Annotated in this window: 13 protein-coding genes; 5 read left to right on the top strand and 8 right to left on the bottom strand. The window is 67.9% G+C overall.

What is annotated here, in order from left to right:
• Positions 1 to 141: 141 nt before the first annotated feature.
• The 3 genes from rlmN to QE363_RS18990 all read right to left on the bottom strand — a co-directional run bounded on the left by rlmN (position 142) and on the right by QE363_RS18990 (position 2,540).
• The gene (gene rlmN, locus QE363_RS19000; protein WP_307101146.1) at positions 142 to 1,326 is read right to left on the bottom strand and encodes a 23S rRNA (adenine(2503)-C(2))-methyltransferase RlmN; all 1,185 of its coding nucleotides are present in this window, start codon (positions 1,324 to 1,326) and stop codon (positions 142 to 144) included.
• Between the two features lie 87 nt (positions 1,327 to 1,413).
• Positions 1,414 to 1,884, bottom strand: a complete 471-nt coding sequence (locus tag QE363_RS18995) for a hypothetical protein (protein ID WP_309697807.1) — start codon at positions 1,882 to 1,884, stop codon at positions 1,414 to 1,416.
• On the bottom strand, positions 1,881 to 2,540 hold the full coding sequence (locus QE363_RS18990; protein WP_309697805.1) for a histidine phosphatase family protein: 660 nt from the start codon (positions 2,538 to 2,540) through the stop codon (positions 1,881 to 1,883). The genes QE363_RS18995 and QE363_RS18990 overlap by 4 nt, the downstream gene beginning before the upstream one ends.
• A gap of 141 nt (positions 2,541 to 2,681) precedes the next feature.
• On the opposite strand from QE363_RS18990, the gene QE363_RS18985 reads away from it, so the two are divergent.
• The 3 genes from QE363_RS18985 to recF all read left to right on the top strand — a co-directional run bounded on the left by QE363_RS18985 (position 2,682) and on the right by recF (position 5,760).
• Positions 2,682 to 3,296, top strand: coding sequence for an outer membrane beta-barrel protein (locus tag QE363_RS18985; RefSeq protein WP_309697803.1), 615 nt, complete (start codon positions 2,682 to 2,684; stop codon positions 3,294 to 3,296).
• A 151-nt stretch (positions 3,297 to 3,447) separates the two neighbouring features.
• Complete coding sequence (gene dnaN / locus QE363_RS18980) at positions 3,448 to 4,563, top strand: DNA polymerase III subunit beta (protein WP_309697801.1); 1,116 nt, start codon at positions 3,448 to 3,450, stop codon at positions 4,561 to 4,563.
• 153 nt (positions 4,564 to 4,716) lie between these two features.
• Positions 4,717 to 5,760: a DNA replication/repair protein RecF gene (recF, locus tag QE363_RS18975; protein WP_309697799.1), complete on the top strand. Its 1,044-nt coding sequence runs from the start codon at positions 4,717 to 4,719 to the stop codon at positions 5,758 to 5,760.
• A 425-nt stretch (positions 5,761 to 6,185) separates the two neighbouring features.
• On the opposite strand, the gene QE363_RS18970 is transcribed toward recF, so the two are convergent.
• Positions 6,186 to 6,560 carry a hypothetical protein gene (locus QE363_RS18970; protein ID WP_309697797.1) on the bottom strand — a complete coding sequence of 125 codons (375 nt, stop codon included), beginning with the start codon at positions 6,558 to 6,560 and terminating at the stop codon, positions 6,186 to 6,188.
• 189 nt (positions 6,561 to 6,749) lie between these two features.
• On the opposite strand from QE363_RS18970, the gene gyrB reads away from it, so the two are divergent.
• Positions 6,750 to 9,242, top strand: a complete 2,493-nt coding sequence (gene gyrB / locus QE363_RS18965) for a DNA topoisomerase (ATP-hydrolyzing) subunit B (protein WP_309697795.1) — start codon at positions 6,750 to 6,752, stop codon at positions 9,240 to 9,242.
• A 133-nt stretch (positions 9,243 to 9,375) separates the two neighbouring features.
• Positions 9,376 to 10,137 carry a methyltransferase gene (locus tag QE363_RS18960; protein ID WP_309697793.1) on the top strand — a complete coding sequence of 254 codons (762 nt, stop codon included), beginning with the start codon at positions 9,376 to 9,378 and terminating at the stop codon, positions 10,135 to 10,137.
• A gap of 152 nt (positions 10,138 to 10,289) precedes the next feature.
• On the opposite strand, the gene QE363_RS18955 is transcribed toward QE363_RS18960, so the two are convergent.
• Genes QE363_RS18955 through QE363_RS18940 form a run of 4 tightly spaced genes read right to left on the bottom strand, consistent with a single transcriptional unit; the run spans position 10,290 to position 14,098 of the window.
• Positions 10,290 to 11,324 carry a histidine kinase dimerization/phosphoacceptor domain -containing protein gene (locus QE363_RS18955; RefSeq protein WP_309697791.1) on the bottom strand — a complete coding sequence of 345 codons (1,035 nt, stop codon included), beginning with the start codon at positions 11,322 to 11,324 and terminating at the stop codon, positions 10,290 to 10,292.
• A gap of 14 nt (positions 11,325 to 11,338) precedes the next feature.
• A complete protein-coding gene (locus tag QE363_RS18950; RefSeq protein WP_307101128.1) occupies positions 11,339 to 11,782 on the bottom strand; it encodes a response regulator in 444 nt (147 codons plus the stop codon).
• Positions 11,783 to 13,282, bottom strand: a complete 1,500-nt coding sequence (locus QE363_RS18945; RefSeq protein ID WP_309697789.1) for an ATP-binding protein — start codon at positions 13,280 to 13,282, stop codon at positions 11,783 to 11,785.
• Positions 13,283 to 13,336: 54 nt separating this feature from the next.
• A complete protein-coding gene (locus tag QE363_RS18940; protein ID WP_307101124.1) occupies positions 13,337 to 14,098 on the bottom strand; it encodes an exonuclease domain-containing protein in 762 nt (253 codons plus the stop codon).
• Between the last annotated feature and the right edge of the window lie 2 nt (positions 14,099 to 14,100).

The following is a 14,100-nucleotide window of genomic DNA, read 5'->3' as shown; positions in this document are numbered from 1 at the left end:
CGGCAAGCACTTGGACATTCCTCCCCTGCAAGGGGAGGGGGACCATGCGCAGCATGGTGGAGGGGTGTCATCCTATCGAGAGCGGGACACCCCTCCGTCAGGCCTTCGGCCTGCCACCTCCCCTTGCAGGGGAGGAAAAGATCAGCCCAAAGCGGCGAACTTCTCTTCCGCCTCGCGGTCGAGCTGCGCGCGGCTCTTCTTCTCGGCGGCGGTCTTCAGCTGGCCGCAGGCGGCGTCGATGTCGCGCCCGCGCGGGGTGCGCACCGGCGCCGAGATGCCGCCCTCGAACACGATGTCGGAGAAGCGGCGGATCCGCTCCGGGGTCGAGCATTCGTAATCGGCGCCGGGCCAGGGGTTGAACGGGATCAGGTTCACCTTGGCGGGCAGCTTATAGTGGCGCAGCAGGCGGACCAGCTCGTGCGCATCGGCGTCCGAGTCGTTCTTGTCCTTCAGCATCACATATTCGAACGTGATGCGCCGGGCATTGTTGGCACCGGGATAGTCGGCACAGGCCTGGAGCAGTTCCTCGATGCCGTATTTCTTGTTGAGCGGCACGATCTCGTCGCGCACGTCCTTGGTCACGGCGTGGAGCGAGACGGCCAGGTTCACGCCGATCTCTTCGCCCGCGCGCGCCATCATCGGGACGACGCCGCTGGTCGACAGGGTGATGCGACGCTTGGACAGCGCCAGGCCGTCGCCGTCCATCACCAGCTTCAGCGCATCGCGCACCGCATCGAAATTATAGAGCGGCTCGCCCATGCCCATCATGACGATGTTGGTCAGCATGCGGCCCTCGGGCTGGCTGGGCCATTCGCCGAGCGAGTCGCGCGCCAGCATCACCTGCCCGACGATCTCGCCCGCGGTCAGGTTGCGCACCAGGCGCATCGTGCCGGTGTGACAGAAACGGCAGTTGAGCGTGCAGCCGACCTGGCTCGACACGCACAGCGTACCCCGATCCGCGTCGGGGATGAACACCATCTCGTAATCCTGCCCGTCGGGCGAGCGGAGCAGCCATTTGCGCGTGCCGTCGCTCGACACCTGCGCCTCGACCACGTCGGGACGGCCGATGACGAAGCGTTCCTCCAGCCAGGGATGCTGCGCCTTGGCGATGTCGGTCATGTCGGCGAAGCGGGTCGCGCCGCGATTGTAGAGCCAGTGCCAGATCTGCTTGGAGCGCAGCTTGGCCTGTTTCAGCTCCATGCCGCCGGACAGCAGCGCCTCGCGCAACTGGTCCTTGGTCAGCCCGATCAGGTCGACTCGGCCATCGGGACGCGGTTGCACGCCGCGCGGCACGGGCACGGGATCGATGTGCCCGGGGATGGGCATGGGGGCGGCCGAAACTGTCTGCATCGCGTGGCCATAGCGCAAAATCGCATCCATTTCCACTGGTACGAGGATGCGCCCGAGGGATGGCTAAGGACGAGTCACGCAGGACAGCGTCGCTGCATCGATCGCCGCCGCCGCGCCCGCCAGCGCATAGGTGTCGGCAAAAGGGCGGCGGCCGGGATCGACCGCCGAGACGCTCATGCTGCGCCCGGACCGCATCGCCATGACCAGCGCATGGTCGGTCGCGGCATCGGGCGCCCAGAGCAGCCGGTCGGTGCCGACCAGCGGAAAGCGCCGCTCGCCGATCGACAGCGTCACCGGTGTCTCGCGGTCGCGCGGCAGGCTGAGGCGTAGCGCGAAGGAGGCGCGGAGGCGCTTGGCGGGCCAGGTGCCGACGCTGGCGAAACCGCCCGTTCGCCCGTTGGCCAGCACCGGCCGGGCGATGGCATAGCAGCGACCCGGATCGCGAAACGCGCCCCAGCCCTTGTAGATGCCGATCGTCTCGCGCGCGGAGGCGGGCATGGCGGCGAGCAGCAGGATCAGCGCCAGCCGTCTCATGCCGAAGGCCGGTGGACCAGCGTCTCGCGCCCCCGCTCGATCATCACGATCGACCCCTGCGGCAGGCGCTCGGCGACCGGCACGCCGCAATGCGCGTCGTCGGCCAGGCCCAGCAGCAGCCCGCGCAGCACCCGGCTGGACAGGCCGTGCATCAGGATCAGGCGATCGCCGTCATGGTCCTGCGTATCGGCCATCCATCGCCCCAGCCGTTCGGCCATCGCCGCATAGGTCTCGCCATCGGGGGCGGCCACCGCCATGCCGTGCGGATGGACGACGGGGCCATGGGTCGCGGTCAGCTCGGCCAGGGTGCGGCCGCCCCAGCTGCCGAACCCCAGTTCGATCAGCCGGACGTCCTGGTGCGTCTGGTGCCAGTCCAGCCCCAGATGCTCGGCGATGACCGCCAGCGTCTGCAACGCGCGGCCGGCGGGCGAGGACCAGAGGGTCAGCGCGGGACCTTCGCCCACGGGACCTTCGCCCAACCGTTCGCGCAGTACCGTGCCGATCGCATCGGCCTGGGCAAAGCCCTTGCGGGTCAGCGGGGTGTGCAGGTCGACCCGGTCGCCCTGGATGCGTCCGATCCGGTTGAAGACGGTTTCGCCATGCCGGGCGATATAGTCGCGGCCGCGTCGGGCGGGCAGGGCATCGGGGGTCGCCATGGCCGCATCCCTGTCGCGGCTGTTGCGCGTATGCAACGCTTTTTCCTGTTTAGCTGAGGTTCATGCAACGCAGGCGCTTTCCCGTCATTGAGCGTGCGACCGCCACCTGTAACGGCGGCCTGTACAGTAACGGAGTAAGTTATGCGTAAGCTCATGCTCGCCGCCCTGGCGACCTCGGCCGCCATCGCCGCCGCGGCCCCCGCCGCCGCCCAGACGACCACGGGCCAGCCCTTCACGGGTTTCCGCGTCGAAGGGCTGATCGGCTATGACAGCCTGAACGACCGCCAGGGACAGGACAAGAGTTCGAGCGACGGCGTGCTCTACGGCGCCGGCATCGGCTATGACATTCCGGCGGGCCCGGTGATCCTGGGTGCCGAGGGCGAGATTTCGGGCAGCAGCTCGGACACGCGCAGCAACGGCATCCGCGTTGCGGGCGACGAATTCCGCCTGGGCGCGGGACGCGATCTCTATGCTGGTGCGCGCGTCGGCTATGTGATCTCGCCGGTCGCGCTGGGCTATCTGAAGGCCGGTTACACCAACGCCAAGTTCGATGCGCGCTACACCACGGCGGGCGTCACCACCGTCAATTCGCAGGAAGTCGGCGGCTATCGCCTGGGCGCGGGCCTGGAATATGCGATCAGCCCGAACACCTTCGTGAAGGGCGAATATCGCTACTCGCATTATGACGAGCTGGACGGCGTCGGCATCAATCCGAACCGCCACCAGTTGATGGCCGGCCTGGGCCTGCGTTTCTAAAGGATCGCGGGTTTTCCACATTAACGGTGGTTTTACCCCAATGTTGGAGGGGTCGGAGCCTTGCTCCGGCCCCTTCTTCGCGGGTAGGAACCAAGGCCATTTATCACTATCGGAATCGGACCATGCGGTCGTTCCGGCGGGGGATTTCGAGATGAAGGCGACGATCGAACGCGCAACGCTGCTCAAGGGATTGAGCCATGTCCAGTCGGTGGTGGAGCGGCGGAACACGATTCCGATCCTCTCCAACGTGCTGCTGGAGGCGACGGCCGAGGGCCAGCTGCGCATGATGGCGACCGACCTCGACCTCCAGATCAACGACAGCGTCGCCGCCGCCGTCGACCAGCCGGGTTCGACCACCGTGTCGGCGCACACGCTGTTCGACATCGCGCGCAAGCTGCCAGAGGGCGCGCAGGTCCAGCTGACCGCCGCCGAGGGGCGCATGACCATCGTCGCGGGCCGCGCGCGCTTCTCGCTGGGCACCCTGCCGCGCGACGATTTCCCGGTGATCGCCGAGGGTGAGCTGCCGACCCAGTTCGAGCTGTCGGTCGAACTCCTGAAGCAGATCATCGACAAGACCCGCTTCGCCATCTCGACCGAAGAGACGCGCTATTATCTGAACGGCATCTTCCTGCACGTCGCCGAGGATAACGGCGCACCCGTGCTGAAGGCCGCCGCCACCGACGGCCACCGTCTGGCGCGCGTCACCATCGAGCGTCCGCAGGGCGCCGAGGGAATGCCCGACGTGATCGTGCCCCGCAAATGCGTCGGCGAGCTGCGCAAGCTGCTCGACGAGGTGGACGGCTCGGTCGGCGTGTCGCTGTCGGGCACCAAGATCCGCTTCGACCTGGGCCAGGCGATCCTGACCTCCAAGCTGATCGACGGCACCTTCCCCGATTACAGCCGCGTCATCCCGACCGCCAACGACAAGATCCTGAAGCTGGACCCCAAGGCGTTCATGCAGGGCGTCGACCGCGTCTCGACCATCGCGACGGAGAAGACCCGCGCGGTGAAGATGGCGCTGGACCGCGACCGGATCACCCTGTCGGTGACCAGCCCCGAAAACGGCACCGCCTCGGAAGAGGTGCCGGGCGAATATACCGCGCCGGGCTTCGAGATCGGCTTCAACAGCCGCTACCTCCTCGACATCCTGGCGCAGATCGACAGCGACCTGGTCGAAGTCCACCTGGCCGACGCCGCCGCGCCGACCCTGATCCGCGAGAATGACAAGGCCCCCGCACTCTACGTGCTGATGCCGATGCGGGTCTAAGACCCAAATCCTCCCCGCTCGCGGGGAGGGGGACCACCCGCAGGGTGGTGGAGGGGGATCGCCGCGGGGGATGTCCCGTGTGGAAGCCCCCCTCCGTCAGGCCTTCGGCCTGCCACCTCCCCATGCTGGGGAGGATCGTTTAAGGCGGACCCGATGCTCACCCGCCTGATCCTCACCGATTTCCGCAATCATGCCGACCTCGCGCTGAACCCCAGTGCGGGGTTCGTCGTGCTGACCGGCGAGAACGGTGCGGGCAAGACCAATGTGCTGGAGGCGGTGTCGCTGCTCGCCCCCGGCCGGGGCCTGCGACGGGCGGCGCTGTCGGCGATGGCGCGGCAGGGAGGCAAGGGCGGGTTCGGGGTCGCCGCGACCCTGAACGGCGATGTCGAGATCGCGACCGGCGCGCTCGCTTCCTCGCCCGAGCGGCGGGTGGTGCGGGTGCAGGGCGCGGGGACGAGCGCCAATGCGCTGGCCGACTGGCTGTCTGTCCTGTGGTTGACCCCGGCGATGGACCGGCTGTTCGTCGAGCCCGCGTCGGAGCGACGGCGATTCCTCGACCGGCTGGTGCTGGCGCTGGCTCCGGCGCATGGGATGCACGCGACCCGCTATGACGCGGCGATGCGCGAGCGCAACCGCTTGCTCGCCAGCGAAGGTCCGGTCGATCCCGACTGGCTGAGCGCGCTGGAGGCGCGGATGGTCGAGCATGGCGCGGCGGTGGATGCCGCGCGCGTCGCGGCAGTCGCGGCGCTCGACCAGCGGTTGGAGGAGGTGCCCGACAGCGTGTTCGCGCGCGCCGCGCTGGCGTTGAAGGGGGAGGCGGTGGACCCGGCCGCCTTCGCCCATGCGCTGGCGATGGGGCGCAGGCGCGATGCGGCGGCGGGGCGGACGCTGGTGGGACCGCACCGCGCCGACTTGGCGGTGACGCATGTGGCGAAGGGACAGGCGGCGGCGCTGTGTTCGACCGGCGAGCAGAAGGCGCTGCTGCTGGGCATCGTGCTGGCGCATGCCGATCTCGTCACCGAGCGGCGCGGGGTGCCGCCGGTGCTGCTGCTCGACGAGGTGGCGGCGCATCTCGACCCGTCCCGCCGCGCCGCGCTGTTCGAGCGGCTGGCCGGGCGGGGGCAGGTATGGATGACCGGGACCGAGCCCGCGCTGTTCGCCGATGTGCCGGGCGAGGCGACGCGGGTCGTTTTCTAGGGCCGATCGATACTCAGCGATGCCTTCTTCTCCCCTCGCCCCTCGAAGAGGGGAGAGGGTTGCGCAGACTTGGCCTTTGCGAAAGCAAAGGCTTAGTCGGAGCTGGGTGAGGGGTGAATGCGCGCAGCGCGCGAGCCTTAGGGCTCGCTCAACCCCTCACCCAAGCTGCGCTAGCCAGCAGGCTGGCAAGCTTCGCTAACCCTCTCCCCTGTCCAGGGGAGAGGGGAAGAAGCAGACCTGAATGTCGATCCGCCCTAATTTGCGGGAGGCTCGGTGAGACTCCCCTCCCGCTGGTAGGAGGGGCATGCTCCGGTTCAACGGCAGGGACCACTATCGGTGTGCACCGGACGTCGCCCCGCAACGCACCCCTCCCGCAAGCGGGAGGGGATGGGGGAGGGCAAAGGTGCCTCGCAGAGCCCATCACCTCACCGGCACAGTCTCACCGCCACCCTGTCGAGCGCGCGGTCGTGACTCGCCGTCTCGCCCGCGCTCAGGAACCCCTGTCGGGCCACGAAGCGATCGGCGTCGCGGCGAACCCGCTCGACATCGTGCCACAGGGCCTGCGCCTCGGCCTGCGACAGACGGCGCGCCTTGCGGGCATTGCCGATGTCCGCCTCCAGGATATTGGCGCGCATCGCGACATGCGCCTGGCGCGGGTCGCGGACCTTGCCGCCGGTGGGCGCGCGCAGGCGGTGCTGCTGCGCCAGGTCGCAGCCGGGATAGTCGCGGCCCATCGGTCGGGCCGAGACGGGCAGCGCGGCCATAACCGTCGCCAGGAGCAGGGTTCTGCCGGTCATCATATCTCTCCCATCGGATGATGCGGGGATTCTACGCGCGGGCGGCTTGCCCGCTCCCGACCGGGGCGTGACATTCCCGTCAGCCGGGCGATTTCGGCGCCCCCGGACCGGCGGCGTGTGGGGGTGCGCGAAAGGGTCCCGCCGCCTCCCATTTCGCTTCCCCTTGGGGGCCGGAATTCCTATATACTCGCTATGGCAGATACCCCCCAGACGAATGAGTACGGCGCCTCCTCGATCAAGGTGCTGAAGGGCCTCGACGCGGTGCGCAAGCGGCCGGGCATGTATATCGGCGACACCGACGACGGTTCGGGCCTGCACCATATGGTGTTCGAGGTCAGCGACAATGCGATCGACGAAGCGCTGGCGGGGCATTGCGACCGCATCGACATCCAGCTGAACGCCGACGGCTCGGTCAGCGTCACCGACAATGGTCGCGGCATCCCGACCGGCATCCACCCCGAAGAGGGCGTCTCGGCGGCCGAGGTCATCATGACCCAGCTCCATGCGGGCGGCAAGTTCGAGAACACGTCGGACGACAATGCGTACAAGGTCTCGGGCGGCCTGCACGGCGTCGGCGTGTCGGTGGTGAACGCGCTGTCCGAGTTCCTCGACCTGACCATCTGGCGCGACGGCGAGGAGCATTATATGCGCTTCGCACACGGCGATGCGGTCGCGCCGCTGAAGGTCGTCGGCAAGGCCGAGCCGGGGCAGAAGGGCACCCGCGTCACCTTCCTGCCGAGCCCTGCGACCTTCAAGATCACCGAGTTCGACTTCGACAAGCTGGAGCATCGCTATCGCGAGCTGGCGTTCCTGAACTCGGGCGTCCGTCTGTTCCTGACCGATGCGCGCCATGACGAGCCCAAGACCGTCGAGCTCTATTACGAGGGTGGCATCGCCGCCTTCGTGAAGTGGCTGGACCGCTCCAAGTCGCCGCTCTTCCCCGAACCCATCGCCATCCATGGCCAGCGCGATGCGATCGGCATGGACGTCGCGCTGGAGTGGAATGACAGCTATTACGAGAACGTCCTCGCCTTCACCAACAACATCCCCCAGCGCGACGGCGGCACCCATATCGCGGCCTTCCGCGCGGCGTTGACCCGCACGCTCAACAATTATGCCGACAAGTCGGGCCTTCTGAAGAAGGAGAAGGTGACGCTGACCGGCGACGACATGCGCGAAGGCCTGACCGCGATCGTCTCGGTCAAGCTGCCCGATCCGAAGTTCAGCAGCCAGACCAAGGACAAGCTGGTCTCCTCCGAGGTCCGCCAGCCGCTGGAGGCGCTGATCGCCGACAAGCTGGCCGACTGGCTGGAGGAAAACCCGCAGAACGCCCGCGCGATCGTCGCCAAGATCATCGACGCCGCCGCCGCGCGCGAGGCCGCCAAGCGCGCCCGCGAGCTGACCCGGCGCAAGGGGGTGATGGATATCGCCTCGTTGCCCGGCAAGTTGGCCGATTGCCAGGAGCGCGATCCCGCCAAGTCCGAACTCTTCCTGGTCGAGGGTGACTCGGCCGGTGGTTCGGCCAAGCAGGGGCGCAATCGCCATTTCCAAGCGATCCTGCCCTTGCGCGGCAAGATCCTGAACACCGAGCGCGCGCGGTTCGACCGCATGATCTCGTCCAAGGAAATCGGCACGCTCATTCAGGCGATGGGCACCGGCATCGGTCGCGACGATTTCAACGCGGACAAGCTGCGTTATCACAAGATCGTCATCATGACCGACGCAGACGTCGACGGCGCGCATATCCGCACGCTGCTGCTGACCTTCTTCTATCGCCAGATGCCTGAGCTGATCGAGCGCGGGCACCTCTATATCGCCCAGCCGCCGCTCTATAAGGCGACCAAGGGACGGTCGGAGGTGTACCTCAAGGACGACACCGCGCTCGACGAATATCTGGTCGAGGCGGGCGTCTCGACCATGGTGCTGGAGGGGCCGGGCGGCGCGCGGTCGGGCAACGACCTGAAGGCGCTGGTCGATCATGCGCGGCGGATGCGGACCCTGATGCGCTACGTGCCGCGCCGCTATGACGCCTCGATCATCGAGGTGCTGGCACTGGCGGGCGCGCTGGACCCCGTGCTGACCCGCGAGCAGCGCATGGCGACGGTGGTCGAAACCACGCGGCGGCTGGAGTCGGGCGATCACGAGGCGCGCTGGTCGGCGCGTCTGACCGAGGATGGCGGCGTCCATTTCGAGCGGCTGTGGCGCGGCGTGACCGATCACCACATCGTCGAGGCCAGCTTCATCGCCTCGGCCGAGGCGCGCAAGCTGCACAGCCTGGCCGCCGAACAGGCCGAGAGCTTCGCGCAGGCGGGCAAGCTGGTGCCGCTGCGCAGCGCCGCGACCGAGCCCTCGGCCGATGTCGTGCCGACCGACGAAGAGGGCCACAGCACCACGCTGGCGCGCGGCGAGACCCGCGTGGCGCGGCCCAGCCAGTTGCTCGACGCGATCCTCACCTCGGGCCGCAAGGGCCTAGCGATCCAGCGCTACAAGGGTCTGGGCGAGATGAATGCCGAGCAGCTTTGGGAAACCACGCTCGATCCCGCCGTCCGCTCGATGCTGCGCGTGACGTCGGACGACGTCGCGGCGGCGGACGAGGTGTTCAGCCGGTTGATGGGCGAAGTCGTCGAGCCGCGACGCGAGTTCATCCAGGACAATGCGCTGAACGTGGCGAATCTGGACGTGTAATCGGGACTATCCATTCCCCCGCTCCGTTCAGCCTGAGCGAAGTCGAAGGCCACGCGTTTCCCTTGGGCTTCGACTACGCTCAGCCTGAACGGCGGTGGGGGATGACGGCATCAGAACATAGGAGAGAGCAGGCATGAAGGCGATCGCACTGGGACTGATGCTGGCGGCGGGGACGACCGTCGCGGTGGCGCAGCAAAAGCCTGCCGCGTCCGCCAAGCCCGCCGCCGTCCCGGCATACATCACCGCCGCGCTCGCCGATCCGGCGCGGGCCGAGCAGGCGGGCGACGATGCGCGGCGCCAGGCGGCCGCCGTCCTCGCTTTCTCGGGCGTGAAGCCGGGCGATACGGTGATCGATTACCTGCCGGGCAAGGGCTATTGGACCCGTATCCTGTCGGGCATCGTCGGGCCGAAGGGGCATGTCTATGCCTATTGGCCCGCCGCCGCGCAGCGTTATGCTGAAAAGTCGCTGGGCGCGATCCAGGCGCTGAACCTGCCCAACGCCACCGTACAGGTGCAGGCGGTGAACATCCCCGTTTCGGACCAGCCGATCGACCTGTTCTGGACCGTCCAGAATTACCATGACGTCGCTAACAAGGATGCGGGCGAGCCCGCGCTGCGCGCCTTCGACCAGGCGGTGTTCAAGCTGCTGAAGTCGGGCGGCACCTATGTCATCATCGATCACGCCGATACGGTGGGCAAGGGGCTGGCCGACACCAACACGACGCACCGGATCGACCCCGACTATGTGAAGCGCCAGGTCCAGTCGGTCGGCTTCCGCTTCGTCGGTGAGAGCCGCGTCCTGCGCAACCCCGAGGACGACCATAGCAAGAACGTCTTCGACCCCGCCATTCGCGGGCGCACCGACCAGTTCGTCTACAAGTTCCGCAAGCCCTGAACTGGGCGGCGCGCGTCAGGGCTGGCGGCGGATTGGGGAGGGGGGAGCGTGGCCTTCGACTTCGCTCAGGCTGAACGGAGTTTGGGTTTCACCGCATCTGTTCCCCCGCCCCGTTCAGCCCGAACGACGTCGAAGGCCAAGCGCCGGGCCCGCTAGACCGCCATCCGCAGCACCGCCCGGACCCCGGCATGGTTCGGGTCGTAATCCAGTGTCGTCTGCAGGCTCTGCGCCATCGCGCGGATCAGCTTGGCGCCCAGCCCGGTGCCCTGCGGCTTCTGGTCCACCGCCATGCCGCAGCCGTCATCCTCGACCACCAGTTCGCAGCCCTGCTCGACGCGGCTCAGGAAAATGCGCACCTCGCCCGCGCGGTCGGGATAGGCATATTTGCAGGCATTGGTGACCAGTTCGGTCACGATCACCCCGATCGACACCGCGCGGTCGGTCTTCACCCGGATCGGCTCGGCGGACAAGGTCAGGGTGCGCGGACAGCTATGGTGCGACCAGCTCTCGCCCAGTTCCTCGACCAGCGCGCCCAGATAGTCGCGCAGGTCGACCTGATCGACATCGTTGGCGGTGTAGAGCCGACGATGCACCTGCGCGATCGCCCGGATGCGACGCTGCGTATCCTCCAGCGCCTCGCGCGCCTGCGCATCCGTCAGGCTGCCCTTCTGCAACCCGATCATCGCCGACACCAGCTGCAACGAATTGGCGACGCGGTGATTGACCTCGCTCAGCATCGCCTCCAGCCGGGCATTGGAGGCGCGGAGTTCGGCCTCGGCCACGGCCTTGGCGCGTTCCAGCCGCGTGCGGTCGAGCACCTGCGCGAAGCTGGCGGCGAGCAGCGCGAAGAAATCCTCGCCGACCGTCTTCACCACATAGTCCGCCGCCCCGGCCTTCAACGCGGCGACCGCGATCCGCCCCTCGTCCGAGCCGGTCACATAGACGACCGGCGGCGGATCGGGCAGCGCGGTGATCGCGGCCAGCGTCTCCAGCCCGTCCATGCCGGGCATATAATGGTCGACCGCGACCAGATCGAAATCGCCCGCCGCCGCCAGCGCGACGCCCTCGTCCCCCGATGCCGCGCACGACACCGCATAGCCGTGCCGCCCGAGCGCGCGCGACACCAGCCGACGCAGCGCATCGTCGTCGTCGATATAGAGGATGCGGGGCGGGCCGCCGGTCGTCATGGGCAAGCGGGCGATCAGCCCTCGACCTCGGGCACCTGGATCACCGACAGGAACAGGCCCAGCTGGCGGATCGCCTGGGCGAAATTCTCATAATTCACCGGCTTGGTGATATAGACGTTGCAGCCCAGGTCGTAGCAGCGCTGGATCTCGACCTTGTCGTCGGTGGTGGTCAGCACGACGACCGGGGTGCGCTTGAGCGGGCTGTTTTCCGCCTTGATCTTGGCCAGGATGTCGGTGCCGCTCATGTCGGGCAGGTTCAGGTCGAGCAGGACCAGTGCCGGGCCGTTCTTCGCCGGGCCGTCGGGCGCGTTGAACAGATAGTCGAGCGCGCTGGTGCCGTCGGTATAATGGCGGATGTCGTTCAGAATGCCCGCGCGGCGGATATTCTTCTCGATCAGGCGGGCATGGCCTTCGTCGTCCTCGATCATGACGATGCCGACGGAGCGATGGTCGTTCATTCAGGCGCTTTCGATGGAAAGGGTGGCTGGTAGCGACAGGAAGAAGGTCGCGCCTTCACCCAGTTGAGATTCGACGGAAATCGTACCGCCCAGGCGATAGGCGAGCGCGCGGACATGGGCCAGGCCGATGCCCTCGCCCGGCTGGTCCTGCTGGCCCGAGCGGCGGAACAGGTCGAAGATGCGCTGGTGATCGCGCGGGTCGATGCCGCGCCCATTGTCGCGCACCGCGACGATCACCCGGCCGCGCGTCTCCTCGGCGGAGACATGCACCTCGGCGGGGCGGGTCGGGTGGCGGTATTTGGTCGCATTCTCGATCAGGTTGGACAGGATCTGCTCCAGCGCGATCCGGTCGCTGACCACCACCGGCATCGGCCGCGCGATGGTGACGGTGACGCCGCGATCGTCGATCACATGGCGGATCGAGTCGGTGATCTGTTCGGCCAGCTGGTCGAGCGCGATCATCTCGGGCGCGAGCACCCGGCGTCCTTCGCGGCTGAGCTTCAGGATGGCGTTGATCAGCCGGTCCATCTTGGCGGTCGAGGTGCGGATGAAGCCGATCGCCTCGGGCAAGTCCTCGCGCGCGGCGAGACGGGCTTCCTCGGTCACGATCTGCGGCGCCTCCGCCTCGGCGCGGTCGATCAGCGCGGCCAGCGGCTGGGTCGCGGCGGACAGCTCGGCGGTGAAGCCCATCACGTTGACCAGCGGCGAGCGCAGGTCGTGGCTGACGATATAGGCGAAGCGCTGGATCTCCTCGTTCGCCAGCGCCAGGTCGGCGGTGCGTTCCTTGACCTGTTCCTCCAGCGTGGCGTTGAGGTCGGCCAGTTCGGCGCGCGACCGGGTCAGGTCGCGGGTATAGCGGCGCACGGTCAGGAACGAGACGACCGCGACCAGCACCAGCAATAGCCCCGCGACACCGACCACGGCGGAAAACAGGCGGCGGCTGGCGGTCTGTTCGCCGTCGCGCAGGCGGAGCAGGCGCCGCTCTTCATGGCCCATCCGGTTGAACATCACGCGCAGCTTCTGCATCCGCTGCAACCCGCTGTCGGCGCGGAAATGGCGCAACGCCTCGGCCCCCAGCCCGTCCTGGACCAGCGTGTTGGTCGCACGCTGGGCGGCGTCCAGCTCGGCCAGGCGGCGCTCCACCGCGCGCATCGGGATCGCCTGGGCGGGATTGTCGGCGGTCAGGCGCTTGAGGTCGGCCAGGCGCGGAATCAGCTGGTCATGCGCCTGGTCGAAGCTGGCCAGGAAGGCCGGCGTTCCGGCCAGCATATAGCCGCGCCGCGCGGTTTCCTTCTGTTCGGCCAGGCGCCGCACTTCGGTCAGGACGCTTTCGACCTGATAGGTGTGGACCACCCAGTCGCCGTGCCGATTGGTCTGGCGAATGGCATAGCCCGCCGCGATCGCGGCCATGATCAGCGCGATGAACCCCGTCACCATCGCGGCGATCAGGATGCGGCCGATCGGATTATCGGCGCTCGGCTTGGGAGATCCCTCCTGCATGACGCGACGCCTTATCGGAGGAATGTCGTGGATACCAGAGAAGTTGCGCTGCCGTTACAGCAGCATTTGCTGGGGGCTGGGGCGGCCGACATGACCGCCGCCCTGCCGCCGCGCCATCTCGGTTTCGGCGGTGAAGCGGACGTCGGGATCGCGGTCGGTCAGGAACCCGATCAGCGAATCCTCGTCGATCTCGCGCCAGTCCTTGCCGCGATCCGGGCCATAGCGGACGCGCGGCAACAGGCCGGGGCTGCGCGACCATTCCAGCAGCTGCGCCAGGCCCGCCTCGTTCAGCTGGTCGCGCAGATGGTGCGCGGTGACATAGGCGTCGGGAAAGGCGCGGTGGATGGGCAGGCCGCGCTCATGCACCAGCCCGGCGGGCTTGCGCCAGTAACGCAGGACCTGGTTGGAGAAGCTGGGGCTGTCGGGCCACAGGCGCAGCGCGCATTTCCAGGTGCAGATCCAGTCGGCGGACTGGGTCATGGCGGGGGTGCAATATTGCTGCTCGAAATCGGCGCGGTGCGCCGCCAGCGCCAGGCGACGCGGCCAGGGGTCGAGCACGCGCCGCGCGACATCGTGCCACCAGGGGGCGTCGGCGACCTGCTCGTCCAGGATATGGTGGATCGCCTGGGTGATCGGCGGAATCGGGCGGCCGGGATTGACCAGGATATTGCCGCCTTCGCCCTCCAGCTCCCAACGGCCGTCCTTGCCCAGCGCCACGTCCTGCCACCCGATCTCGCATACGCCGTGGGTGGGCGGGGCCTGTCCGGTCGTCTCCAGGTCGATGACACGGATAATCTGGGGCTGGGGACGCTGCATGG

This window comes from Sphingomonas sp. SORGH_AS_0870 (genome assembly GCF_031453175.1).
Classification (GTDB): Bacteria; Pseudomonadota; Alphaproteobacteria; order Sphingomonadales; family Sphingomonadaceae; genus Sphingomonas.
Note: the sequence above shows the minus strand (reverse complement) of the source record. Positions and strands in the feature narration are given on the sequence as shown.

Excerpts from the sequence above, each read along its gene's own strand:
- QE363_RS18995 (WP_309697807.1), bottom strand. The coding sequence starts at position 1,884 with ATGAGACGGCTGGCGCTGATCCTGCTGCTCGCCGCCATGCCCGCCTCC.
- gyrB (WP_309697795.1), top strand. The coding sequence starts at position 6,750 with ATGGCAGATACCCCCCAGACGAATGAGTACGGCGCCTCCTCGATCAAG.
- QE363_RS18960 (WP_309697793.1), top strand. The coding sequence starts at position 9,376 with ATGAAGGCGATCGCACTGGGACTGATGCTGGCGGCGGGGACGACCGTC.
- QE363_RS18990 (WP_309697805.1), bottom strand. The coding sequence starts at position 2,540 with ATGGCGACCCCCGATGCCCTGCCCGCCCGACGCGGCCGCGACTATATC.
- dnaN (WP_309697801.1), top strand. The coding sequence starts at position 3,448 with ATGAAGGCGACGATCGAACGCGCAACGCTGCTCAAGGGATTGAGCCAT.
- QE363_RS18945 (WP_309697789.1), bottom strand. The coding sequence starts at position 13,282 with ATGCAGGAGGGATCTCCCAAGCCGAGCGCCGATAATCCGATCGGCCGC.
- QE363_RS18940 (WP_307101124.1), bottom strand. The coding sequence starts at position 14,098 with ATGCAGCGTCCCCAGCCCCAGATTATCCGTGTCATCGACCTGGAGACG.
- QE363_RS18950 (WP_307101128.1), bottom strand. The coding sequence starts at position 11,782 with ATGAACGACCATCGCTCCGTCGGCATCGTCATGATCGAGGACGACGAA.
- rlmN (WP_307101146.1), bottom strand. The coding sequence starts at position 1,326 with ATGCCCATCCCCGGGCACATCGATCCCGTGCCCGTGCCGCGCGGCGTG.
- QE363_RS18970 (WP_309697797.1), bottom strand. The coding sequence starts at position 6,560 with ATGATGACCGGCAGAACCCTGCTCCTGGCGACGGTTATGGCCGCGCTG.
- QE363_RS18985 (WP_309697803.1), top strand. The coding sequence starts at position 2,682 with ATGCGTAAGCTCATGCTCGCCGCCCTGGCGACCTCGGCCGCCATCGCC.
- QE363_RS18955 (WP_309697791.1), bottom strand. The coding sequence starts at position 11,324 with ATGACGACCGGCGGCCCGCCCCGCATCCTCTATATCGACGACGACGAT.
- recF (WP_309697799.1), top strand. The coding sequence starts at position 4,717 with ATGCTCACCCGCCTGATCCTCACCGATTTCCGCAATCATGCCGACCTC.